This window comes from Candidatus Poriferisodalis sp., from assembly GCF_965205175.1.
Classification (GTDB): Bacteria; Actinomycetota; Acidimicrobiia; order Acidimicrobiales; family Poriferisodalaceae; genus Poriferisodalis.
The window spans coordinates 624586-646402 of record NZ_OZ242038.1 but is presented as its reverse complement, the minus strand read 5'-3'; the positions used below and the strand labels follow the sequence as shown (position 1 = coordinate 646402).

Sequence of the window (21817 nt, the reverse complement as noted above, 5' to 3'; positions counted from 1 at the left end):
GCGTGCCGCGAGGATACCGTGATGACCGTGCGCTGCCGCCATCGGCGCGTGCGTCTCAGTGGCCATGCGACTCAGTGACCGTGTGCTTCGAGCCACCGTTCGGCGTCGATGGCTGCTTGGCAGCCCGAGCCGGCCGCCGTCACTGCTTGGCGGTAGATGTCGTCCTGCACGTCGCCGCAAGCGAACACGCCCTCCACGTTCGTTCGCGTGCTGCCCGGCTCGGTCACGAGATACCCGTTGGGCTTGCGGGCAAGCCATGCGGAGAACAAGTCGGTGTTCGGCCGGTGTCCGATCGCAATGAACAAGCCCGTGACGTCGAGTTCGGTGCGCCGGCCGGACTGCGTGTCGGTGAGCGTGATGCCTTCAAGGCGATCATCGCCTCGGATGGCCGTCACTTGGCGGTTCCACAAGAATTCGATCCGCTCGTTGGCGAAGGCTCGATTCTGCATGATCTTCGAAGCACGCAACTCCTCGCGTCGATGGACCACGTAGACTTTCGCCGCGAATCTGGTGAGGAACGTGGCTTCTTCGAGCGCGCTGTCGCCGCCACCTACCACGGCGATGTCCTGACCTCGGAAGAAGAAGCCGTCGCACGTGGCACAGGTAGACACGCCGTGACCGATGAGACGCTCCTCGTCGTGCAGGCCGAGCAGCAGGCTCTGCGCGCCGGTGGACACGATCACCGTGCGTCCGCGGTAGCACGCCTCGCCCACCCAGACGCGATACGGCTGTTCGCTAAAGTCCACGCTGGTGGCCTTGGCAGTGAGCAGCTCCGCGCCGAAGCGCTCCGCCTGGGCGCGAAAGCCCGCCATCAGCTCCGGACCGAGGACGCCGTCGGGAAAGCCGGGGAAGTTCTCGACCTCGGTGGTCAGCATGAGCTGCCCTCCCGGTTGGTCGCTGGTGGATGACGGCTCGCCTTCGATGACCAGCGGATGCAGGTTTGCTCGTGCCGTGTAGATGGCAGCAGTCAGCCCAGCCGGGCCGCTGCCGATGATGATGACCTCACGCGGCTCGCTCGCGCCGCCATTCATGCTGGGCTCATGCTCGCTTCCGTGCACCTGGCCGCCGCTTGCTCCATGCCCATGCGCCGCCGCCGCCCGCGATGCCGCTGCCGATCAGGTGTGCAGACCACACATCGCCAGGCACGGCGATGTCGAGTGCTCTGATCGCAGCAATGGTGACCAGCACCACCACGCCGATGACCCCGGAGAAGATGACCAAGCCGTACACCACGGCTCGCGCTGCGGTGATCAGCGGTCCGCTGGTGCGGGCGCGCACGGTCTCTACTGCGTCGGTGAATCGCGCTACCGCTGCGTCGATGCGGTCGTCGAGCGACTCGCCAGTTCCGCTTTGGCCAGTCTTGCCTGCTCCAGTCTCGTTTGGCCCAGTTCCGCCTGACCCGGTGCTTGGTGACCCGGGTCCCTTCGACCGAGGTTTGCTCGGCGAACGACGTCGCTTGCGCCACGAGTTCATCGCTGGAAGCCTAAAGGCCAGTCCAAGTGACACGGTTGCGACAGGGCAGTGGCAGGGCCGCTACTGCACTGGCCGTGTGTGCCGGTCCACCGCTGTTACGGCGTCACCGCGTCGGTGCCCGATGGTGCCGACGATGGACCGCTCATCGCAGCGACTTCGATTCCCGAGATGGTGACGCGATGGCCGCCGCTGGTCAGCTCGGCGCCGAGATCGGTGATCCACACGAGCAGTGCGGCGGCCTCCACGCGAGGGACGTCGAGCACTGTCGAACCGGTGATGTCCCGCGCCTCGGCCACGGGACTGCCCCAGTCGATCAGCGTTCGGTTGCGTTCGCGCGACATGTACAGCTCGAACGACCAGCCGACCGACGGCGAGTCGATCGTGAGGCGTTCCACTGGTCGCGGTTCGTCTCCGGCCAGCACCACAATGAGCCCGACGCCGTCCTTCAGTCCGCCGAAGTCGCGGGTGTTGTAGCGCGCTGAGCTCCAGCCCGTGTCGGCGTCGCCGTCGTTGATGAACCGCAAGCGCTCGGGATGCTCAATTCGGTCGTCGCCGGCGGGATCAAAGTCCGTGATGGACTCCAGCAGCACCGGCATCCGGCGTACATCGGTGGTCAACGGCGCCGGCGGAACTGTCGGCGTGACGGGGACCGAGCCGGTCGCGGCCGGACGCGACCGGGGCGTGACCTCCGGCTGCGCTTCGGATGCGCCCGAAACCGCCGCGGACGTCGCTGTCGCCTGCGCTTCGGGCTGCGACGGCTGCTCGATGAACAGGGCAATGCCGACCAGCGTGGCGGCAGCGGCTACCAAAATGCCGACGGGCACCAGCCAGAGCCGCTCTGCTTGCCAGACCGAGCGACGATCCATCAACGGACCGCGGACCGCGGGCAGGTCGTTCACGACCGAACGCAGGGCGAGCAGCATCGACGGGACATCGGGCCACCGATCGGACGCGCCGATGGCTCGCGCCAGCACGGTTGCCACGACGTCGGGCACGGCGGGATCGATCTCCCAGATGCCGTCGGAACGACGCTGGGGCGGCACGCCGACCATCAGCCGGTGTGCGAGCATGGCAAGAGAAGCGAGATCAGCGCGCCGCGTCGCAGGGATGGCCACGGTGTCGTCAGTCGGCGGGCCGTCGAGGATGACCCACCCCACCTCGGCACGCCAGCCGATGCACTCCGCCTCGACGCCCCCGTGAGCGAAACCCGCGCTGTGCAGTACTGCAACCGCTTCGGCCACCGCAATGACGATGCGAACCGCCTCGCCGGCGTCGAGGCGCCTGATGCTGTGATCGGACGCGGTGATGTCGTCGACGAGCCTCCGCGGCGGCAGTTGCTCGGTAACGATCGCAAAGTGATCCGGCTCGTCATAGGTGTCGAAGATGTGCAGCAGTCCGTGATGCTCCACCCGAGCGAGCGCCTTGGCCTGCAGACGCAGGCGATGAGCGACCTCGCTGTCGGCTGCCGCCCGCCGAATGGTGACCGGCCGATTGAGCGTCCGGTCCAAGCCGGACCACGTCTCGACGGCACCAGCTTGGAGCAGCTCGTGGCGCTCGTACCGCGCGTTGCTGTCCGCGCTGATGTTCGGGTCGTTCACGCCCGCGTAGGCGCCGGCGGGTCTCGTTCGACGAAGACCACGCCGATGGTGCCGACACCCGCGTGGGCGCCGACCACGGGCCCGATCAGCATCACCCGGGGTTCGCTGCTGGTGAGCGGCGCGATCCGCTGCACGAAATCGTCCACATCGTCGCAGTCCGCGTGCATGACGGCGATCTGTGCAATGTTCGGTCCGGCGGCGGCCACCAAATCGATCAAGTGCCGCAGGGCTCGGACGCGCGTTCGCTGTCTGCCCGCAGGCTCGACGCGGCCGTCAGTGACGGTGATGAGCGGCTTGATCGACAGGACCGAACCGAGCAATGATTGCGCCGCGCCGATTCGGCCGCCCTTGCGCAGATTTTCCAGCGTGTCCAAGGCGGCATGCACGCGTACTCGCTCCGCGGTGGCTCGCACAGCCTCCACGATCTGCGTGCCGTCGGCCCCGCCGGCCGCCAGCTCTGCGGCGGTGATCACCGTCAGCCCGAGCCCAGCGCTGACCGTTCGACTGTCCACCACATGGCAGGTGAGCCCGTTCGGCGGCTGCGCAGCCGCGAGCTGCGCGGCTTCGATGGTGGCGGAGAGGTCGCCGCTCAGGGTGACCACGACGACTTCGTTCGCGCCGGCCTCAGCGGCGCGCTGGTACGCCTCGGCGAAGGCGCCGGGGGAGGGCGCAGCGGTCGACGGAAGCTCGTCGCTGCGCCGACAGCGCTGCCAGAACTCGGCCGTGCTCAGCTCGACACCATCGGCGAACGTCTCGCTGCCGAATCGAATCTCCAGCGGCACCACCGTGATGCCAAGCTCGGCAGTGACATCGGCGTCGAGGTCGCAGGAGCTGTCGGTGATGATGTGGACGGGGGCTTGCGCGGTCATTGCAGCGGACATCCTTCGTCGTCGCCCAGAGACTCGTCGGGTACGACACCGGCGTCGTCAGCGGTGCCGGCTCGCGACGAGCTGCGCAAGCGCTGCCGCTGCCCGGAAGCCGTACGCGACAACTGCGAAACTAGCGCTCGGGCCACAGGGAGCCGGAGCGTCAGCCCGCAGCCCACGTGAACTCCAGCCATGACAGCGGCGGCCAGCGCCGCTCGCAGCACCGCCGGCAGTGGGGTCAGCACGTAGGCGAGCGCCAAGCCGGTGCAGCATGCTGCACCGGCTGGTGCCAGATGACGGGCCAGCGCACCTCCGAACAGTCGCCCGCCCGCCCAGTCGGTCCGCGTCGGCATGTCTGCGCCGGTGGGCGCGCTTGGGGGACGGCGTCCAAGCAGTGCTCGTCGCAGCAGGCCCAGCTCGACCCAGGCCCCAGCTGCTGCGCCCAGCGCCAGGCCCACCGCGCCCAAGCGAGCAGGCAGTGCGGGATCGGAGCGGATGGCCGGGTCCAGCAGCGACCATGCGGATTCCCAGGACAGCAGGTTGATGTCGGCGAATCCGGTGAGCGCACCGTCGATGACGAGCAGTCGATCCAGCGGCAGCATGAGTGTCGCGCCGCCCACGAGCGAGACGACCAGTCGCACGGCGGCGATGCCCGCAGCCGTGCGCGTGTCGCCGGCGGCGAACAGGACGTTCTGGCACAGCCTCGACGCCACGAGTGGCACCAAGCCCAGCGAGTATGCGCCGAGCACCAACGCGATCAACATGATGTCGTCATCGGCGATGGCGCTGCGCAGACCAGCGAGGTTGAACACCGCATCGGCAAGCGGACGTCCAGCCGCAAGGTAGACGGCCACGACGCCCGAGACGCCGAAGGCGGTCGCGCACAGGCGTTGAGATGTGCGGTCGGCGATGATGCCCCGATCGTCGAGCCGACTCAGCTGTGTCAGCTCCACCGCGGCGACGCTGGTGCCGAGCAGGCTCAACGGCAGCAGGTACAGCGTCTGTGCTGCGGCCATCGCCGCTGCGGCGCCCACGCTCAGCAACGAGGCCAACGCGAGATCCAAGAAGGCAGACACCTGCAGCACGCCGCGTCCGGCAACTGCTGGTCCGAATCGCTTGATGACACCGGCGGCCTGCGGTTCCCGCCAGCTGCAATTCAGCTTGATCTGCGGATCTGCTCGCACGACGCCTCGCAGCTGCACCAGCACTTGTGCCGCCGCGCCGGCCGTCACGCCCCATGCCAATGCGGTCGCACGGTCCGCACCTGCGACGCCCCACACGAGCACGCCGATCAACACGGCTATCTGGGCGGTGTTCCACATGACCGGCGCGACATACGCAAGGAAGAAGCGCCGATGGCTGTTGAGGACCCCGAGGCACCAGGCGCTCATCACCGCCAGCGCAGTGCCGCAGACGGTGATGCGCACGAGCGTGACCGTGAGTTCGAAGCGTTCGCCCACGAAGCCCCAGGCAATGAGACGCACCAGCGGTCGTGCCGCGAAGACGCTGATCAAGGTGGCGGTTGCGGTGACGGCGACCAAGAACGTCGCGATCGCGCCGGCCAAACGACCGGCGGCGCGTTCGTCGCGCTCGGACAGCGCGCTGTAGGCAGGAACGAATGCCGCGGAGAGGGCGCCCTCGCCGAGCAAGTTCTGCAGGAAGTTCGGGATGCGCATAGCTGCGGCGAAGGCATCGCCGACGACGCCGATGCCCAGCACGTTGGTGACCAGCGCCGTGCGCGCGAGGCCTGACAGACGTGATACGCCGATGCCGGCTGCCGCAGCCGCGGTGCCCTGTTGACGGCGCGGCTGCGTGCCCGGACGCTGCTCGTTCAATCGGCGAGCCGGAGTTCCACCTGGCGCTGGGCCTCGTCTTCGGTGACATCCATGCTGATGGACAGCTCCGAGACGAGGATCTGCCGCGACTTCTCCAGCATCGACTTCTCGCCGGCCGAGAGACCTTTGGCGTTCTCGCGCAGCGCCAAGTTGCGGACGACCTCTGCGACTTGGTAGATGTCGCCGGACTTCAGCTTCTCCTGGTGGTTCTTGAAGCGGCGACTCCAGTTGGCCGGCTCGCGTATGTCCTTCTTGGCCAGCAGCTCGAACAGGTCTTCGACGTCGTCAGTGTCGATCGGTGGCCGCATGCCGACCGCCGCGGCTGTCTCGGCGGGCACCTTGAGGTCCATGTCGCCGTGCAGGGTCTTGAGCACCAAGTAGTCGCAGGTCTTGCCGAATTCGTTCCGCCGTTCCCGAGAGGTGATCTCCGCCGCACCGTGGTGGGGATAGATCACACGGTCACCGACTTTGAACTTCATCAGTCCAGAGGATGCCAGAAAAGTCCGATGCGCGCCAACGGTCCGCCGTGCAAGTCAACTGGCAGTGGTTCGGCCGGCAGCGGGCCGGCCGGTGCCGAGCGGGTACTTCCGGATGAGGTGGTTCCAACCGCACTCGGGGCACACCTCCAGCTCGTAGGCCATGAAGCTGCCGTTGCGCTGCGCGACACGCTGAAGCTCCGCGTCGGAGAGCACGCACTTGCCGCCGCTTCCCATGCGAGGGCCGAAGACGTAGCCGACGAGGCGCAGGTCGCCGTCCGAGCACAGCGGACAGCTCCGGCCGAGCGGCGGGGCTGCGCTGCGGGCAGCGCGCAGCAGGTCAGGGTGAGCATCGCATGCCTCAGCACGCGACACCACGCCGGCTTCGACGTCTGCCAGCAGACGGCGCCGCCGGAGCCGGTAGTCCACTGTTCCGGGCACAGCCGGAGCAGGTTCGGGAGCCATACGAGGCTGGATCGCCACGCGGCTCACGCTAGTACGCGGCCGGTGTGCCGCCGGCGCCCAATTGCTGCGGCCGAATTGCCAGCCGACTGATCACCGCCGGAGCGCCGGCCGCCAGTCGGCTCAGGGCCGGTGAGGCTGGTCTCGCTGTGCCTGGTCTCGCTGTGCCTGGTCTCGGTCTGCGTGCTCGCGACGTCGACTCCACGCCGCGAGCAGGTCGTCAGCGCGCTCTGCACTCATGGGGCCGTGCTCGATCTGCTGGCTGCGCAGCCATGCCGCTGCCTCGCCGACGATTGCACCCGAACACCCGAGCACGTCCATGATGCGGTGCCCGTCGACCGGCAGTCGCCGCAGCTCGTCACCCTCGTCTGCGCGTACCTGCGCCAGCTCCGAGGCCAGCGACTCCGTGACGCTGCGGCCCCGGCCGGCCAAGACGGCCTGCGCCGCGTCCAGCGCCGTTTCGTGCTCGACGACCAGCCGCCGCGCCGGCCGTCGCCACGCGTCGGGAGCACCGCGATCGGAACCAGGCACTGCGGCCTCGAGTGCGCCGATCGCTCGAAGCATGGCAGCGACACGGCTGATGATCACGGCGCGGCAGCGCAGCGCGGACAGACACTGTGCGGCCGCAGCATCGTCGCACACGGGACCCAGCAGCAATGCCCAACGACGCGCGACGCGTTCGTCATGGTCGACTGCCGGGACGACGACGTCATCGAGTGCCTCAGCTGGCACTGCGGTGCGCGCGTGCCGCCATGGCGGCAGCAGATCCCCCAGCAGGCCGGTGTCGCTCAGCAAGCGGATGCCGGCCGCAGGCCTCGGCAGGCCCAGCAGCTTGGTGAGTTCGTCCTCAATGCGTTCGCGCGACACGATGGCCAGCCGCGGGCGCGTGCTGCGCACGGCCGCCAGCAGTTCGACCGTCGGGCGAAGCGAGAGCTGGGCGCTGAACCGCGCCGCTCGCAGCATACGCAGCGGGTCGTCCGCGAACAGACTCTCCGGTGCCGCCGGCGTGCGCAGCACGCCGTTGCTCAGGTCTGCCCGCCCGTCGTAGGGGTCCAGCAGCGTCCAGCCGGGCAGCTCGATGGCCATGGCATTGACGGTGAAGTCCCGCCGCCCCAGATCTGTCGTCACGTCGTCGGAGAAGCGCACGAGCGGCTTGCGCGAGCCGCTGTCGTAGGACTCGGCCCGGTGAGTGGTGATCTCCACCGTGGTGCCGGCTCGACGCGCGCCGATCGTGCCGAAGCGCTTCCCCTGCTCCCAGACGGCATCCGCCCATCGCGCCACGAGTTCCGCGGTTTGCTCCGGCGCAGCATCGGTGGTGATGTCGATGTCGCCACGCAGACCGAGGCCCAGCACCGCATCGCGAACCAGTCCGCCGACCAGAAAGAAACGGTGCCCTGCCTCGACGAACGCCGCTGCGAGCGATCCGATGCGCGCCTGCACGTCGCACCGGTCGGCGTGACTCAGGATCTGTGTTCTCGGGATCTGTGTGCTTCGGGTTGCTGTGTTCGCTCCCGCTGCGCTCGGACGTGCGGCAGTCGATGCTGTCGTGTCTGAGGCTGCTGTGTTCGAACCCGCTGTCTGGCTTCCCGCAGCGTCTGAGTTCACCGCGTTGAGCGTACAAATCGGCCGCGGCGAGCTGGTCTGTCCTGTCGCGGTACTCTGCGCCCGATGCCCGCTCGGCAGCGCTGGGCCCGACGGCTCTGGTGGACCGCACTGGCGCTGACGATCACCGTAGGCGTCGCAAGCCGACTGCTGGACAGCCTGCCGGTGCCGTCGGCGCACGCGTCGGTAGTGCCCAGCGTGCTCTATGACCGCTACGGCACGCCGATAGCCGAGATCGGCCCAAGCGTCCCCCACGCGTCGCTGGGTCTCGAGGACATGGCGCCCGCGCTCGCCGATGCCCTGGTTGCTGTGCTGGATCCGAGCTTCTTGGCCAGTGACGGCGTCGACGCCGACGCATACGTCGCGGCGCTGCGGCGCATCTGGTCCGCGCCGGACGCTGCCCGCGACGGCATCACGCATCGGTATCTTACGGCCGTCCACCGGGGCGGCGGCGGGGCGCTCCACCAAGCGCGTCTGTGGCTGGCAGAGCTGCGCCTGGGTCGCCAGCTGAGTCGCCCGGAGATTCTCGAGCGATTCGCCAACAGCGTGTACTTGGGTCGCGGCGCGTACGGCGTGCATGCCGCCGCTGCCGCTTGGTATGGCACGACTGCTGCAGAACTCACGGTGACGCAGTCCGCTTATCTCGCGTCGCTCATCGACGCGCCCGGGGGGGTCGACACGGCTTCGGGTCCCGATCACGACCGCTACCGCTCGGCCCGAGTGCGTCGCGACCGAGTGTTGACGACGATGGCAGATCACGGCATGCTCACGCCGAACGAGCTGGCTGTCGGGCGAACCCAGGCGGTCACCGCCGGCATTCGCCCGGCGACTGCTGTGGCAGCCGCCGCGTCGGAACCTCGCCTCCCCGCACTTGGCGCCGGCGACAACGCCGCGTCGGGATTTGTCCGCATCCTCATACCCGCGATCGGTCTGGAGACCGCTGTCGGGCAGGCCTACGTGGAGCTGGTGGGACAGTACGGCGTTCTTGCGGTGGTGACCGGCGGCCTGCACGTGACGACCAGTCTCGACATGCCGGCGCAACGCTTTGCCGCGCAGGCCGTTCGCGCCCAGGTGGGCAGCGCTTTGACATCGGGCGCCGCGGCCGACATCGCCGTGCTGGATCGCAGCGGCGATGTGCGGGTGTTGCTGAACGGGAAGCCGATCGCGCCGTCGAACACTGCCGGCAGCGTCGACGACGTCGAGAACCGCTTGGGGCCGCGGCAGCTGGGCGACGTGCTCGGCCCTGCCACGAACGAGCTCGGAACATGGATCGCGCGCACAGCAATGGCGCGCGATGTCGGCACGGTCCACTCCGCCGAGGTCGTCGCCCAAGCCGCAGACGCGGCGACGGTCGCTGCGGCGTTCAGCGTCGCTGCAACCGGCGGCGAGGAGCGCACCTCGCGGATCGTGCTGGCCGCATCCGACCGACCGCCGAGCGGCACGCTTCTCGACGGCGACGCGCAGCGCTGGCCGATGCGCGCCGCCGCCGTGCTCGACTCGACGGTCGTCGACGAGCTGCGCACCGCCATGAGCCCGCTCACGCTGGCGTCGGGAGCGACCGCGCTCGGCCGCGGCGGGCATGACGCCGGCACCGGTGACACCTGGTTCGCCGGCTGGACGTCGCACTACACCGCCGCGGTAGTGCTGGCCGCCCCACCGGCGCTCGGGGGCGAGGCAGCGGCTGCGGCCAATGAGCTGTTCGCAGCGGTGCTGGACTCACTGCATGGCGTGGGCTAGCACCCGCTGCCGCACGCGCTCCGGCTGATTGCCAAAATGCAGGTGCGGTCAGCGCTCGTTGGGTCTAGCGTTGCGAGCGCACCGCGGGTGCTTGCATGCCCGCACCCCACAGGTATCTGCGATACCTGCGGCTGATCCGCTCACTGGGGCCGGGTCGGCCGGGTAGGTGCATCAACGTGTTCCTGCCCCGCAAGGGGCCCCGCCGAGGCGGGTCCACAGGAGGTCGCCCCAATTGCGCGTGTACGAGCTGATGGTCATCTGCGACGGTGACTTGGAGAACGCTGAAGCCCGCAAGGCCATGGACGACGTCCAAGGCCGCATATCGGAGGTCGGCGAGGTGGCCTCGTTCGATTTCTGGGGCTTGCGTGATTTCGCGTACGAGATCAACCACAAATCACGCGGCTACTACTCGGTGATCGAGTTGCGGGCCGAGCCCGGTGCCATGGACCCAGTCGAGCGGCACCTGCGGATTGCGGACGACATCGTCCGCCACAAGCTCATCCGACTCCCCGACGACGAAGCGCGTCGACGCGGACTGCTGGAAGCGGAGTCGGCCCACAACCACTGATGCGGAGGCGTCATGGCTGACAACACCATCACCGTCGTAGGCAATCTCACCCGTGATCCCGAACTTCGATTCACCCAGACTGGCCGCGCGCGGGCAGTGCTCGGCATTGCGGTGAACCGGAGATGGATGAACCGCCAGACAAATGACTGGGAGGAGCAGGTCAGCTTCTTCAACGTCGTGTGCTGGGCTGAGATGGCGGAGAACGTCAGCGAATCGCTGGCCAAGGGATACCGCGTGGTCGTGACCGGGCGACTCGAGCAGCGCAGCTGGGAGACACCCGAGCGCGAGCAGCGCAGCGTTGTGGAGATCGTTGCCGATGAAGTCGCGCCGTCGCTGCGCTGGGCCACCGCACAGATCACCCGGATACCAAGGGGTGCCGCAGGGGACGCGGGCGTGCCTCGCGAGCGCCGCGACAGCCCCGCCTGGGGCGCGGGTGGCGGCGCGGAGCCCAGCGCAACAGCACCCGCCCAGCAGTACGTACCCGAGGAGGAACCCTTCTGATGCCACCACGCAAGCGAAACGCTCGGGCGCGGGCGAAGGATCTGCGCAGCCGTCCGCGTCGGCGCAAGGTCAGTCCGCTCACCGCCGCGGGCGCGTCCTACGTCGACTACAAGGATGTGGAGCTGCTGCGGTCGTTCGTCTCCGAGCGAGCCAAGATCAGGGCGCAGCGCGTCTCCGGGAACAACCGCCAACAGCAGCGCGAGGTAGCCCGAGCGATCAAGACTGCGCGGGAGATGGCCCTGATCGAGTACGCGCGCCGGCCCATGACGCAGCGACGCGGCGACAAGCGACGCGGCCAGCGGCCCGGCGACGAACGCCGCCCGCCGCCCGATCGGCCCAGCGTGCCGCTCGACGCCGATGCTGAGCAGCCCGCCGCCGCAGTCGACGCTGGAGCAGGCGGTACTGCCGAGCAGGTGCCGGCCGCGACAAGCGCGGGAACGCGAGCATGAAGGTCGTGCTGCGCAGCGACGTGGACGGCGTCGGCCACGCTGGATCGGTGGTCGATGTCGCGGACGGCTTCGCCCGCAATCACTTGATTCCGCGTGGGCTGGCGCTGCGAGCGACACAGGGAACGGTCACTCAAGCAGCAGCCATGGCTCGGGCTCGGGCCGCACGTGATCTGCGCGAGCGAACGACCGCAGAGCGCGTCGCCAAGCAGCTGGTAGCCGACGGTGTCACCATTGCGGCCCGAGCCGGCTCGGGCTCGCACCTGTACGGATCGGTGACCAGCGCAGACATCGCCGCCGCGATGTCAGCACGCACCGGTGCCGAGGTGGATCGACGCAAGCTGAAGCTCGCTGCACCGATCCGGACGGTGGGTTCGCACGATGTCTTCGCACAGCTGCATCCCGACGTGGCATTCACCTTCAACGTGGAGGTGGTTGCGCTGAGCTAGCGCTTCGAAGCCGGCACGGTGTCGGCTCAACGTTGCGGTCACCGCTGTCACACCCCTGCGATGTACTGGTCGCATGTGCATCGAAGATCGAGCGCCCTGTGGACACATCGGCGCTTGTTCACAGGCTGTGCCGCAGAAATCCACCGGAATTCCCCGTGTCATGCCCAAGGCATCCGCAACCGCTGCCGGGCAAGGTAGGCAGCTGTGAGCCTCCTTGAGCTGTCGACGCACGCCGCGCGCCGCACCACCGGCCGAGTCCCGCCGCAGAACATCGACGCGGAGGAGTCCGTGCTCGGCGCGATGCTGCTCTCCAACGACGCCATCGGCGCCGCTGTCGAGCGTCTCAAGGTGGAGCACTTCTACGTGCCCGCCAACGGCCTCGTGTTCGCAGCGATCGAGTCGTTGTACGTGGCCTCGGAACCGGTCGACTGCCTGACCGTCGCCGACCAGCTCGAGCGCAGCGGCAATCTCGCCGCAGCCGGCGGCGCCGAACGCCTGCTGATGCTCGAAGCCGCCACACCGACGCTGACCCACATCGACCGCTACGCGCGCATCGTGGAGGACACCGCACTGCTGCGCCGCCTGATCGCCGTCGCTGCAGAGATCTCCGAGCTGGCTCACAGCCGTCCTGAAGACACTGCTGTGGCGATCGACCAAGCGGAGTCGCTGGTGTTCAGCGTGGCCGAGCACCGCATCGTGGACTCCACCGCGTCCTTGCACGATTTGTTGAACGAGAGCCTGGATCGGCTGGAGGAGCTGTACGAGCGGGGCGATGCGTTCTCCGGCTTGGCGACCGGATTCTCCTCACTGGACCGCATTCTGGCGGGAGTCCAGCCGTCGTCGCTGGTCGTGGTGGGCGCTCGGCCGGCGATGGGGAAGACTGCCTTGGCGCTGACGATGGCCTCCAGCGTGGCCTTGGACCTGCGCCAGCCGGTGCTGCTCTTCTCGCTGGAGATGAACCATGCCGAGCTGACCGGCCGACTGCTCGCTTCTGACGCGCGGGTGGATGCCACACGGGTCCGCACCGGACAGCTGCGCGCAGACGAGTGGAATCACATCACGCGCAGCGTGGGTCGCTTGGGGGACGCGCCGATGTGGATCGACGACAACCCCAATGTCACGGTTGCGGAGATTCGCGCCAAGGCCCGGCGGCTGAGCAGTCGCCTGGGCAGCCTCGGGCTCATCGTGGTCGACTACCTGCAGCTGATGAACGGCCGCGCGAATGCCGAGAACCGTCAAGTGGAGATCGCCGAGATTTCGCGGGGCCTCAAGGTCTTGGCACGCGAGCTGGAGACGCCGGTCCTCGCACTGTCTCAGCTGAGCCGGAATCTCGAGTCGCGCGGCGACAAGCGTCCCATGCTGTCGGATCTGCGTGAGTCAGGTTCGATCGAGCAGGACGCGGACATCGTCATGTTCATCTACCGTGACGAGGTCTACAACGAGGACACCACCGATCGGGGCATGGCGGAGATCATCGTGGCGAAGCACCGCAACGGACCGACCGGTGTGGCGCGCTTGGCGTTCATGCCGCAGTACACGCTGTTCGCGGACATGGCACACGAGAACTGACGGCCATGGCGCGCGGCGAAACCCTGCTCTCGATGCCTGTTGGGTCCGACGGCGGCACCATGTTCCTCGGCGACGACCTGATCCCGTACTTGGTGCTGGCGCTGGGCGGCGCGTTGTTCGTGGGCAACGTGGCGGCGATGGCGCGTCCGCGGCGGACAACCGGCAGCGACGCGCCGACTCGGGCACCCGTGCGCCGCGCCGCGCCGCTGGCCCTGATCGGACTCGTTGCGGCCGTCTGGGCACTCGCAACCCTGTTGAGCAGTTGAGCCGTCCCGTTGAGCCGTGCCGTCGGGCCCACTGGTCGAGCCGATGAGCCGTCAGGCAGCATGACCGTCCAATTGGCGGCCGCCGCAGCCGGGCTCATGAACGCCTGGGCTGAGCGGGTGAGGGGAATCGAACCCCCGTTATCAGCTTGGGAAGCTGAAGTTCTGCCATTGAACTACACCCGCGGAACCGATCCCGAGTCTATTGCCCGCAGGCTCGCGGCTGCGCACCGCGGCTGGCAGCCAATGTGCACCATCGACGGGCGACCGCTGCGGTGATCCTGTCGGACCGAAGCATTCGAGCGGCGCTGGATTCCGGCCGTATCGTCATCGAGCCTTTGGACGATGCCGCGGTGCAGCCCTCGTCGGTCGATCTGCGGCTCGACGCCACGTTCCGGGTCTTTCGCAACCACATTCGACGCGTCATCGACGTCATCGAGGACCAGTCCGACCTGACCGAGCAAGTCGAGGTCGTCGCTGGCGACGCGTTCATCTTGCACCCGGGAGAGTTCGCGCTCGGTGCCACGCTGGAGCGCGTCGCGGTGCCGGACGACCTTGTCGGCCGCATCGAGGGCAAATCGTCGCTGGGCCGTCTGGGCCTGCTCATCCACTCCACGGCCGGTTTTGTGGACCCCGGCTGGGACGGCTACTTGACCCTCGAGCTGTCCAACGTCGCCAACCTGCCGATCACGCTGTACCCGAGCATGAAGATCTGCCAGATCAGCTTCATGGAGATGACTACTGCCGCCGAGTACCCCTACGGTGCAGAACTGCTGGGCTCCAAGTACCGGGGCCAGCGCGGCCCGACGCCGAGCCGCTACCACGAGAACTACCGTTCCCGCCGCCTCCTCTGACCCGGCGCCTGCTGCGGCCGGTCGCGTCAGTTGTCGGCTCGCTCGAGAGCGTCGAGGAGGTGGATGGAGATGTCGGCCACCTTGACCTCGTCGTCTTCGACACCGTGGCCTTTCACACCGTCGTCGATCATGATGTAGCAGAACGGGCACGCGGTGGCGATGCGGTCCGCGCCGGTGTCGAGCAGCTCGCGTGAACGCTCGTCGTTCACCTTGGTGCCGAGGGTCTCCTCCATCCACATGCGCGCGCCGCCCGCGCCGCAGCACATGCCCGTGGTGCCATTGCGGGGGGCTTCCACGATCTCGACGCCGCCGAGGCTGCCGATGACGTTGCGCGGTGCCAGGTACACGTCGTTGTGACGGCCGAGATAGCACGAGTCGTGGTAGACGACTCGCTCGTCTAGGCGCGCATCGGACAAGTCCAGTCGGCCGTCGGCCACGAGCTGTTCCAAGAACTGCGCGTGATGAATGACTTCCCAGGTCCCGCCGTACTGCGGGTACTCATTGCGCAAGGTGTTGAAGCAGTGCGGGCACTGAGTGATGATCTTGCGCACGTTCATCGCGTTGAGCGCTTCGATGTTCTGGGCCGCAAGCATCTGGAACAGGTACTCGTTGCCGGCGCGGCGCGCACTGTCGCCGGTGCAGTTCTCGCCGGGACCCAGGATGGCGAAATCGACCCCTGCACGTCGGAGCAGCTTGGCAGTGGCTACCGAGACGCGACGGTTCTTGTCGTCGAATGACCCCGCGCAGCCCACCCAGTACAGGTATTCGTGACTGAAGGGATCGTCCGACTCGACGACCTCCACGCCTAAGCCGTCGGCCCAGGCGGCCCGTTCGCCGTTGTTCAGATTCCACGGGTTGGCGTTGTTCTCCATGCCCCGGAATGCTCCGCCCAGCTCGCTGGGGAACTCGCTCTCCATGAGCGTCAGGTAGCGGCGCATGTCCAGGATCTTGTCCAGGATCTCGATGTTGACCGGGCAGTGTTCGTCGCAGGCCCTGCACGTCGTGCATGCCCAGAGCTCGTCATGGGTGATGCGTTCGAACACCGAATCCGCGGTCACCGTGATCTCGGTGTCGGTGCCGATCGGCGGCGACACTCGGCCGTGCTCCCCCGTGGCCGCCATGATCTCGCCGGTCTTCAGCACAATTTCGCGAGGGTCCAGCGGCTTGCCCGTGGCGTGCGCCGGGCACACCGCCGTGCAGCGGCCGCACATGGTGCAGGCATCGGTGTCGAGCAACTGCTTCCACGTGAACTCCGGCACGGCCGAGACGCCGATGGTCTCGATGTCTTCGGCCTCGGCGAGGTCCGGCACCATCCGCATCGCGCCTTTGGGCCGTTCTCGGTCGCGCAGGTACATGTTGAGCGGCGAGGTGAACATGTGCCGCAGCATGGTGATGGGCAGCATCAACAAGAACGCCATGAAGCAGCCCACATGCGCGATCCACAGCGCCTGATGGGCGCCGTGAATGTTGGCCATGCCGTCGAAGACCGCCGACAGCGGGTAGCCGATGAACGACCACTGCTCGTAGGCGGGTCGCCCGTCGATCACGATGCGCATCGCTTCGGCGACGAATCCGGTGGCGCCGAGCACCGCGAGCACGACGAGGATGACCGCGTGCTCAGGCCGTGACTTGATCCGGATGCGGTAGGGGCGAGCGACGTAGCGCCGCACGATCGCCCACACTGCGCCGACCATGAAGATCACCCCGGCCAAGTCGCCGACGAAGCTGAAGCCTTGGTAGGTGGGGCCGATGAGGAACTTGGCCCCTGTTGGCAGCTGGTGATTGATCTCGAGCGTCGTGGTGACCGCCAGCAGCACCAGGAAGCCGTAGTAGAGCAGCGCGTGCATCACGCCGGCGCCCCGGTCTCGCAGCAATGTACGCATCAGCACGCCGCTGCGGTAGTCGCCCAGGCGCCGCCGCAGATTGGCCACCGTGGTAGCGCGCCGATCGGGCGCGCCGCGTTGCCAGTTGCGGGTGCGCTGGGCGCAGTTCCATGCTCCGTAGACGATCAGCACGCAGGTCAGGGCGTAGAACGCGAATTTGACGCCGTCCGGCACGTTGCCGAACACCTCACGGTGCGCGTCGTCGGTGTCCTCGTGGAATCCGAACACTGCCGCCGCGATGCCCGAGGCAGCCGTGATTGCTGCGAAGGCAATGCCGATGCCCAGCACCAGCTGGGGCGGCTTGAGTTTCGGCTGGCTCACGGCGGGCAAGCTAGCCTGACGGTCTCGGATCAGCTTGCGGCCCGATATGTCGGCAGCGGGCCAAAGCCAAGGTGCTGACGGCCGGGATGGAGCGAGGAGGCCCGAGGCGGCTCAGCCGTAGAGCTTGCGATTCGCCTTGCGCAGGCGACCGGCGAGTTCCGACAGCAGCTTGTGCGCCACCGACGGCGTGCTGTCGATGATGCCCTTCAGCTCGCGGCGCGCCAGCATGATCGTCTCCATGTCGGTTGCCGCTACCACTGAGGCAGTACGCGGGCCGTCGTCGAACAGCGCCATCTCGCCGATGGACTCGCCCGGGCCGATCTCTGCGACCTTGCGTCCGTTGCGCCGCACCACCGCGGTGCCGTGGACGATCACGAATGCATAGCCGGCCGATGCGCCGCCGCTGCCTTCCTCCACGATGTTGTCACCGGCGACGAAGTCGACTTGCTCGGCCTTGCGCGCGATGTGCTGCAGCTCCTTCTTGTTGCAATCGGAGAACAGCTCAACCTCGCGAAGACTCTCCGCACGGTTCGCTACAGACATATCCCGCTCCTTGCCGCAGTCGCCCGTCGCCCAGAGGCACGGTATCCCCAAGGCATGGTGGCCCGTCCGAGTGCGCCGTCCGGCACGCGCCCGGCACATCAAGACGCCGCACACGTTAGCGTGCGCCGCCGACTCGGTCGCGCATCTGCGAGACGGTCGGCGCGCGAGCAGCCTGGGAGGGCAGGACGCTGATCGCTCACGATGCCGCCAGGACGCCGGACGAGTAGTCGGGCAGGATTCCAGACCGGTCTTCGGGCAGGATGTAGGCCAAGACGCCGGCCGGGAAGTCCGGCAGGGCACCGCGGAGGTCGCAATGGTCGAGGCTGCAGTCGCGCTGGTGACAGCGGTCATCAAGCCGCACCGGCTGGAGATGGTGCTCGAGGCGCTGCGAGAACTGGACGTCGCCGGGCTGACCGCGTCTGAAGTACGAGGATTCGGGCGTCAAGGCGGCCACACCGAGACGTACCGGGGCACCGAGTACCACGTCGACTTCGTTCCGAAAGTGCGCATCGAGGTGCTGGTGTCGAGCCGTCTGGCCGAGCGTGTGGTGGACGCGATCGTCGAGTCAACTCGCACCGAACGCATCGGCGACGGCAAGGTGTGGGTGACCTCGGTGGACAGCGTGGTGCGAATCCGCACCGGCGAGCGCGGCATCGACGCGTTGTAGCGGTCATCCGGCAGCGGTAACGGGTGCAGCCGCTCAGCGCAGGTAGCGATCCTCCAGCGGACACTGCGCCACGACGTGCGCTTCGGCGTCGAGTTCGTACACCAGCGGACTGCCGGTCGGGATGTCAAGTTCGGCGATCTCGGCATCGCCGATGCCGTCAAGGTGCTTCACCAGCGCCCGCAGGCTGTTGCCGTGGGCTGCCACCAGGACGGTGCGCCCCGCCCGCAGGTCCGACGCGATGTGGTCACGCCAGTACGGCAGCAGCCTGGCCTGCACGTCGGCCAGGCACTCGGTGCGCGGCGTGTCGTCGTCGGACAACTCGGCATAACGCGGATCATCGCTGACGTCGAAGTCATGTCCGAGCGGCATCGGCGGCGGCGCCACGTCGTAGCTGCGCCGCCAGGTGCGCACTTGCGCGTCGCCGTGCTGGGCTGCCACTTCGGACTTGTTCAGCCCCGTCAGTGCGCCGTAGTGCCGCTCGTTCAGTCGCCAGTGCCGCCGGACTGGCAGCCAGCTCCGGCCCATGGCCTCCAGCGTCGCTTCGGCGGTCCGGATGGCGCGCCGCAGCAACGACGTGTGGACAACGTCGGGCTTGATGTCGGCCGCAGCCAACCGCTCCCCTGCGGCTCGTGCTTGGGTGAGTCCGTCGCAGGTGAGGCCGACATCCCACCAGCCGGTGAAGCGGTTCTCGAGATTCCAAGCGCTCTGCCCGTGACGCAGCAGCACGAGCGTGTGCGTACGGCCGGGCATCGCATCCGGCTGCTCAGGTGCGCCTCGCCGATCTGTTCTGAGATCTGTGCCGATACCGGCCGCCGATGCCATCAGCCTGCACGGTAGCTCGGCCTGCACGGTCTCTCGCCGCGCGATCAACGAGGTCGTGCGAGGCAAGACTGCGAGACACGCCGCGGAGCCAGCAGGACACTGAACTAAGTTGTGTGTAACGGACTCAACTTATATGCTCGTACCCATCTGGCCAGTTCCATATGGCCAGCTCCACACAGCCAAGCCACGTTCTCGGCCAGCCTCGGCCGGGACGTCCGACGAAGAAAGGTGCAGCAATGCCGAAAGCTGTCGGAATCGACCTCGGGACCACGAACTCGGTCGTGGCCGCCATGGAAGGCGGCGAAGCCACCGTGATCGCCAACGCCGAGGGTGACCGCACGACCCCCTCGGTGGTGGCGTTCGCCCGCAATGGCGAGGTGCTGACCGGAGAGGTGGCCAAACGCCAGGCGGTGACCAATCCCCATCGGACCATCGCCTCGGTCAAGCGCCACATGGGCACCACCTGGGGCAAGGACATCGACGACAAGACCTACACACCGCAGGAGATCTCGGCGCGGGTGCTGCAGAAACTGAAGCGCGATGCCGAGCAGTACCTCGGCGACACGGTTCACGAAGCCGTCATCACGGTGCCCGCCTACTTCGACGATGCGCAACGAACGGCCACCACCGAGGCAGGCAAGATCGCGGGTCTGGAGGTGCTGCGGATCATCAACGAGCCCACGGCTGCTGCGCTGGCGTACGGTCTCGACAAGGAGACCGAGGATCAGACGATCCTTGTGTTCGACCTCGGCGGCGGCACCTTTGATGTGTCGGTGCTCGAGATCGGCGACGGCGTGTTCGAGGTGAAGTCCACTGCGGGCGATACCCACCTTGGAGGCGACGACTGGGATGCAGCGGTGGTGTCGTGGCTGGTGAGCGCCTTCAAGGGCGATCACGGGGTCGACCTGAGCACCGACCCGATGGCCGGCCAGCGTCTGCGCGAGGCCGCCGAGCAAGCCAAGAAAGACCTGTCGTCCAAGCAGACCACCCAAGTCAACCTGCCGTTCATCACCGCGACCGACAGCGGTCCGCTGCATCTGGACTACGAGCTGACTCGGGCCAAGTTCGAGGAGCTCACGTTCGACCTGCTGAAGCGCTGCCGCGGTCCGTTCGAGCAGGCGATCTCTGATGCCGGCTTGGCGAGAGCGGACATCGACCACGTGATCATGGTGGGCGGCTCTACCCGCATGCCCGCAGTTCACCAGCTGGTCACCGAGCTGACCGGCCGCGAACCGCACAAGGGCGTGAACCCCGACGAAGTCGTTGCCGCTGGCGCCGCCATCCAAGCCGGCGTGCTGAAGGGCGACGTGACTGACGTGCTGTTGCTCGACGTGACGCCGCTGAGCCTTGGCATCGAGACCAAGGGCGGCGTGATGACGCGGCTCATCGAACGCAACACCACAATCCCCACTCGCCGGTCGGAGATGTTCACGACGGCCGAAGACGGCCAGCCATCGGTCGAGGTCCACGTGCTGCAGGGCGAGCGTGAGATGGCGTCGGGCAACAAGACGCTCGGCAAGTTCCAGCTCGTCGGCCTGCCGCCGGCGCCGCGCGGCATCCCGCAGATCGAAGTGGCGTTCGACATCGACGCCAACGGCATCGTGCATGTCTCCGCCAAGGACAGTGCTACGGGCAAGGAGCAGTCCATCACCATCACGGGGCAGTCGGCAATGTCTCCTGAGGAGATCTCCCAGATGGTGGCTGACGCCGAGGCGCACGCCGCTGAGGACTCTCGCCGTCGCGAGGAGGCGGAGATTCGCAACAACGCGGACACGCTCGTCTACCAGACCCGCAAGCTGCTCGAGGAGCAAGGCGAGGGCGTCGCCGACGAGGACAAGGCGCCGGTGGAGTCCGCGTTGGCTGCTGCCGGCGAGGCGCTCGACAGCGGCGACCTGGATGCGATCCGATCCTCGAGCGAGGCACTCGCCGCTGCCAGCAGCGCATTCAGCCAGAAGCTGTACGAATCTGCTGCTGCGAGCGCCGGAGCGGCTTCGGCCGCCGGGGCGCCAGACGGCGCCGGTTCCGACGATGACGTCGTGGACGCGGAGATCGTGGACGAGCAGAAGTGAGCGTCTCAGGTGCCGCGCCGTCTGAGTGCGCCGCGGACGGTGTCGGCGACGACCGTGCCGAGCCTGCCGTCGCCGGACCCGGTCTTTGGACCGCGCCCGATGGCGAATCCGAGACCGCACCTGAGGCCGCAGAGCCTGCATCTGCTGCACCTCCAGCCGATGCGTCGCCTGCCGGCGAAGCACGGTCGGTCCCCGATGAGCCCGATCTGAGCAAATTGCCCAGCGCTGTTGAGCTTGCGGCGCAGCTCGATGCCGTCATGGTTGAGCGGGACGACTATCTGGATCAGCTGCAGCGTCAGCGCGCGGAGTTCCAGAACTTCCGCAAGCGCGTCGAAGCCGAGCGCAGCAAGCAGGTCGCAGCCGGGGTCAGCCGTTTGGTCGAGTCGCTGCTGCCAGTGCTCGACGGTTGTGACGAAGCGGAGGCGCAGGGCCACACCGAGGTGGCTGCCGTGGGTCAGTCGCTGATGGTGGCACTCGCCAAGGCAGGACTCGAGCGGATCGACGCCGTCGGAGAAGCCTTCGACCCCACCGTGCATGCCGCGGTCGCCATCGAGGAGGCGCCCTCCGCCGACCCAGCGGATCCGAACGGGGCCGCTGACCGTGCGCCTGCCTGCGAGGACGACTCGTCGCCCGAAGACCCGTCGTCTCGCCAAGACGCAGCAGCTGCGTACTCAGCAGCGGTTGCGACACAGCAGGGGACAAGCGATGTGGTGACGCAGGTCGTGACCGAGGAACTGCGTAGCGGCTTCCGTTTTGACGGCCGTGTGCTGCGTGCCGCCATGGTCAAGGTGCGTACGGGATAGCGCACGCAAG

At 67.7% G+C, this 21817-nt stretch carries 22 protein-coding genes and 1 tRNA gene; 11 read left to right on the top strand and 12 right to left on the bottom strand.

Annotated features, from left to right (window positions below; genetic code table 11):
• Positions 1–71 precede the first annotated feature (71 nt).
• The 8 genes from trxB to ACOGI4_RS02675 all read right to left on the bottom strand — a co-directional run bounded on the left by trxB (position 72) and on the right by ACOGI4_RS02675 (position 8150).
• Positions 72–1031, bottom strand: a complete 960-nt coding sequence (gene trxB / locus ACOGI4_RS02710) for a thioredoxin-disulfide reductase (RefSeq protein ID WP_419842410.1) — start codon at positions 1029–1031, stop codon at positions 72–74.
• A gap of 7 nt (positions 1032–1038) precedes the next feature.
• Positions 1039–1473: a hypothetical protein gene (locus ACOGI4_RS02705; protein ID WP_419842409.1), complete on the bottom strand. Its 435-nt coding sequence runs from the start codon at positions 1471–1473 to the stop codon at positions 1039–1041.
• Positions 1474–1568: 95 nt separating this feature from the next.
• Positions 1569–3071, bottom strand: a complete 1503-nt coding sequence (locus ACOGI4_RS02700) for a hypothetical protein (RefSeq protein ID WP_419842408.1) — start codon at positions 3069–3071, stop codon at positions 1569–1571.
• On the bottom strand, positions 3068–3940 hold the full coding sequence (locus ACOGI4_RS02695) for a DegV family protein (RefSeq protein ID WP_419842407.1): 873 nt from the start codon (positions 3938–3940) through the stop codon (positions 3068–3070). The genes ACOGI4_RS02700 and ACOGI4_RS02695 overlap by 4 nt, the downstream gene beginning before the upstream one ends.
• On the bottom strand, positions 3937–5772 hold the full coding sequence (gene murJ / locus ACOGI4_RS02690; protein ID WP_419842406.1) for a murein biosynthesis integral membrane protein MurJ: 1836 nt from the start codon (positions 5770–5772) through the stop codon (positions 3937–3939). The genes ACOGI4_RS02695 and murJ overlap by 4 nt, the downstream gene beginning before the upstream one ends.
• Positions 5769–6251, bottom strand: coding sequence for a CarD family transcriptional regulator (locus tag ACOGI4_RS02685; RefSeq protein WP_419842405.1), 483 nt, complete (start codon positions 6249–6251; stop codon positions 5769–5771). The genes murJ and ACOGI4_RS02685 overlap by 4 nt, the downstream gene beginning before the upstream one ends.
• A 54-nt stretch (positions 6252–6305) precedes the next feature.
• A complete protein-coding gene (locus ACOGI4_RS02680) occupies positions 6306–6689 on the bottom strand; it encodes a DUF5318 family protein (protein WP_419842404.1) in 384 nt (127 codons plus the stop codon).
• Positions 6690–6833: 144 nt separating this feature from the next.
• Entirely contained in the window at positions 6834–8150 is a 1317-nt protein-coding gene (locus ACOGI4_RS02675; RefSeq protein ID WP_419842403.1) for a CCA tRNA nucleotidyltransferase, read from the bottom strand.
• 228 nt (positions 8151–8378) lie between these two features.
• Between ACOGI4_RS02675 and ACOGI4_RS02670 the strand changes: the two genes are divergently transcribed.
• The 7 genes from ACOGI4_RS02670 to ACOGI4_RS02640 all read left to right on the top strand — a co-directional run bounded on the left by ACOGI4_RS02670 (position 8379) and on the right by ACOGI4_RS02640 (position 13848).
• Positions 8379–10049 (top strand): transglycosylase domain-containing protein, encoded by a 1671-nt coding sequence (locus tag ACOGI4_RS02670; RefSeq protein WP_419842402.1) that lies wholly within the window; start codon positions 8379–8381, stop codon positions 10047–10049.
• Between the two features lie 238 nt (positions 10050–10287).
• Positions 10288–10617 carry a 30S ribosomal protein S6 gene (gene rpsF / locus ACOGI4_RS02665; RefSeq protein ID WP_419843073.1) on the top strand — a complete coding sequence of 110 codons (330 nt, stop codon included), beginning with the start codon at positions 10288–10290 and terminating at the stop codon, positions 10615–10617.
• A 12-nt stretch (positions 10618–10629) separates the two neighbouring features.
• The gene (gene ssb, locus ACOGI4_RS02660) at positions 10630–11118 is read left to right on the top strand and encodes a single-stranded DNA-binding protein (RefSeq protein WP_419842401.1); all 489 of its coding nucleotides are present in this window, start codon (positions 10630–10632) and stop codon (positions 11116–11118) included.
• Complete coding sequence (gene rpsR / locus ACOGI4_RS02655; RefSeq protein WP_419842400.1) at positions 11118–11567, top strand: 30S ribosomal protein S18; 450 nt, start codon at positions 11118–11120, stop codon at positions 11565–11567. The genes ssb and rpsR overlap by 1 nt, the downstream gene beginning before the upstream one ends.
• The gene (rplI, locus tag ACOGI4_RS02650) at positions 11564–12013 is read left to right on the top strand and encodes a 50S ribosomal protein L9 (RefSeq protein ID WP_419842399.1); all 450 of its coding nucleotides are present in this window, start codon (positions 11564–11566) and stop codon (positions 12011–12013) included. The genes rpsR and rplI overlap by 4 nt, the downstream gene beginning before the upstream one ends.
• A 204-nt stretch (positions 12014–12217) precedes the next feature.
• Positions 12218–13582 carry a replicative DNA helicase gene (dnaB, locus tag ACOGI4_RS02645; protein ID WP_419842398.1) on the top strand — a complete coding sequence of 455 codons (1365 nt, stop codon included), beginning with the start codon at positions 12218–12220 and terminating at the stop codon, positions 13580–13582.
• 5 nt (positions 13583–13587) lie between these two features.
• Positions 13588–13848 (top strand): hypothetical protein, encoded by a 261-nt coding sequence (locus ACOGI4_RS02640; protein WP_419842397.1) that lies wholly within the window; start codon positions 13588–13590, stop codon positions 13846–13848.
• 112 nt (positions 13849–13960) lie between these two features.
• Here ACOGI4_RS02640 and ACOGI4_RS02635 read toward each other — a convergent pair.
• A tRNA-Gly gene (locus tag ACOGI4_RS02635) sits at positions 13961–14031 on the bottom strand.
• Between the two features lie 89 nt (positions 14032–14120).
• On the opposite strand from ACOGI4_RS02635, the gene dcd reads away from it, so the two are divergent.
• Complete coding sequence (gene dcd / locus ACOGI4_RS02630; protein ID WP_419843072.1) at positions 14121–14699, top strand: dCTP deaminase; 579 nt, start codon at positions 14121–14123, stop codon at positions 14697–14699.
• A 26-nt stretch (positions 14700–14725) separates the two neighbouring features.
• On the opposite strand, the gene ACOGI4_RS02625 is transcribed toward dcd, so the two are convergent.
• Both ACOGI4_RS02625 and ACOGI4_RS02620 read right to left on the bottom strand, forming a co-directional pair.
• Positions 14726–16903 carry a heterodisulfide reductase-related iron-sulfur binding cluster gene (locus ACOGI4_RS02625; protein WP_419842396.1) on the bottom strand — a complete coding sequence of 726 codons (2178 nt, stop codon included), beginning with the start codon at positions 16901–16903 and terminating at the stop codon, positions 14726–14728.
• A gap of 111 nt (positions 16904–17014) precedes the next feature.
• The gene (locus tag ACOGI4_RS02620) at positions 17015–17446 is read right to left on the bottom strand and encodes a Crp/Fnr family transcriptional regulator (RefSeq protein WP_419842395.1); all 432 of its coding nucleotides are present in this window, start codon (positions 17444–17446) and stop codon (positions 17015–17017) included.
• A gap of 313 nt (positions 17447–17759) precedes the next feature.
• Between ACOGI4_RS02620 and ACOGI4_RS02615 the strand changes: the two genes are divergently transcribed.
• Entirely contained in the window at positions 17760–18113 is a 354-nt protein-coding gene (locus tag ACOGI4_RS02615; RefSeq protein ID WP_419842394.1) for a P-II family nitrogen regulator, read from the top strand.
• Positions 18114–18146: 33 nt separating this feature from the next.
• Here the strand turns inward: ACOGI4_RS02615 and gpmA are convergent, their stop codons facing one another.
• Entirely contained in the window at positions 18147–18863 is a 717-nt protein-coding gene (gene gpmA, locus ACOGI4_RS02610) for a 2,3-diphosphoglycerate-dependent phosphoglycerate mutase (RefSeq protein WP_419842393.1), read from the bottom strand.
• A gap of 308 nt (positions 18864–19171) precedes the next feature.
• Here gpmA and dnaK point away from each other — a divergent pair, with 308 nt between their 5' ends.
• Together dnaK and ACOGI4_RS02600 are read left to right on the top strand one after the other, a co-directional pair.
• Positions 19172–21004: a molecular chaperone DnaK gene (gene dnaK, locus ACOGI4_RS02605; protein WP_419842392.1), complete on the top strand. Its 1833-nt coding sequence runs from the start codon at positions 19172–19174 to the stop codon at positions 21002–21004.
• Positions 21001–21807 carry a nucleotide exchange factor GrpE gene (locus ACOGI4_RS02600; RefSeq protein ID WP_419842391.1) on the top strand — a complete coding sequence of 269 codons (807 nt, stop codon included), beginning with the start codon at positions 21001–21003 and terminating at the stop codon, positions 21805–21807. Before dnaK ends, ACOGI4_RS02600 begins: the two co-directional genes overlap by 4 nt.
• Positions 21808–21817 lie beyond the last annotated feature (10 nt).

Coding starts and splice junctions, on each gene's coding strand:
- trxB (WP_419842410.1), bottom strand. CDS start 1,031: ATGAATGGCGGCGCGAGCGAGCCGCGTGAGGTCATCATCATCGGCAGC.
- ACOGI4_RS02705 (WP_419842409.1), bottom strand. CDS start 1,473: ATGAACTCGTGGCGCAAGCGACGTCGTTCGCCGAGCAAACCTCGGTCG.
- ACOGI4_RS02695 (WP_419842407.1), bottom strand. CDS start 3,940: ATGACCGCGCAAGCCCCCGTCCACATCATCACCGACAGCTCCTGCGAC.
- ACOGI4_RS02685 (WP_419842405.1), bottom strand. CDS start 6,251: ATGAAGTTCAAAGTCGGTGACCGTGTGATCTATCCCCACCACGGTGCG.
- ACOGI4_RS02670 (WP_419842402.1), top strand. CDS start 8,379: ATGCCCGCTCGGCAGCGCTGGGCCCGACGGCTCTGGTGGACCGCACTG.
- ssb (WP_419842401.1), top strand. CDS start 10,630: ATGGCTGACAACACCATCACCGTCGTAGGCAATCTCACCCGTGATCCC.
- rpsR (WP_419842400.1), top strand. CDS start 11,118: ATGCCACCACGCAAGCGAAACGCTCGGGCGCGGGCGAAGGATCTGCGC.
- rplI (WP_419842399.1), top strand. CDS start 11,564: ATGAAGGTCGTGCTGCGCAGCGACGTGGACGGCGTCGGCCACGCTGGA.
- ACOGI4_RS02640 (WP_419842397.1), top strand. CDS start 13,588: ATGGCGCGCGGCGAAACCCTGCTCTCGATGCCTGTTGGGTCCGACGGC.
- ACOGI4_RS02620 (WP_419842395.1), bottom strand. CDS start 17,446: ATGTCTGTAGCGAACCGTGCGGAGAGTCTTCGCGAGGTTGAGCTGTTC.
- ACOGI4_RS02615 (WP_419842394.1), top strand. CDS start 17,760: ATGGTCGAGGCTGCAGTCGCGCTGGTGACAGCGGTCATCAAGCCGCAC.
- gpmA (WP_419842393.1), bottom strand. CDS start 18,863: ATGCCCGGCCGTACGCACACGCTCGTGCTGCTGCGTCACGGGCAGAGC.
- dnaK (WP_419842392.1), top strand. CDS start 19,172: ATGCCGAAAGCTGTCGGAATCGACCTCGGGACCACGAACTCGGTCGTG.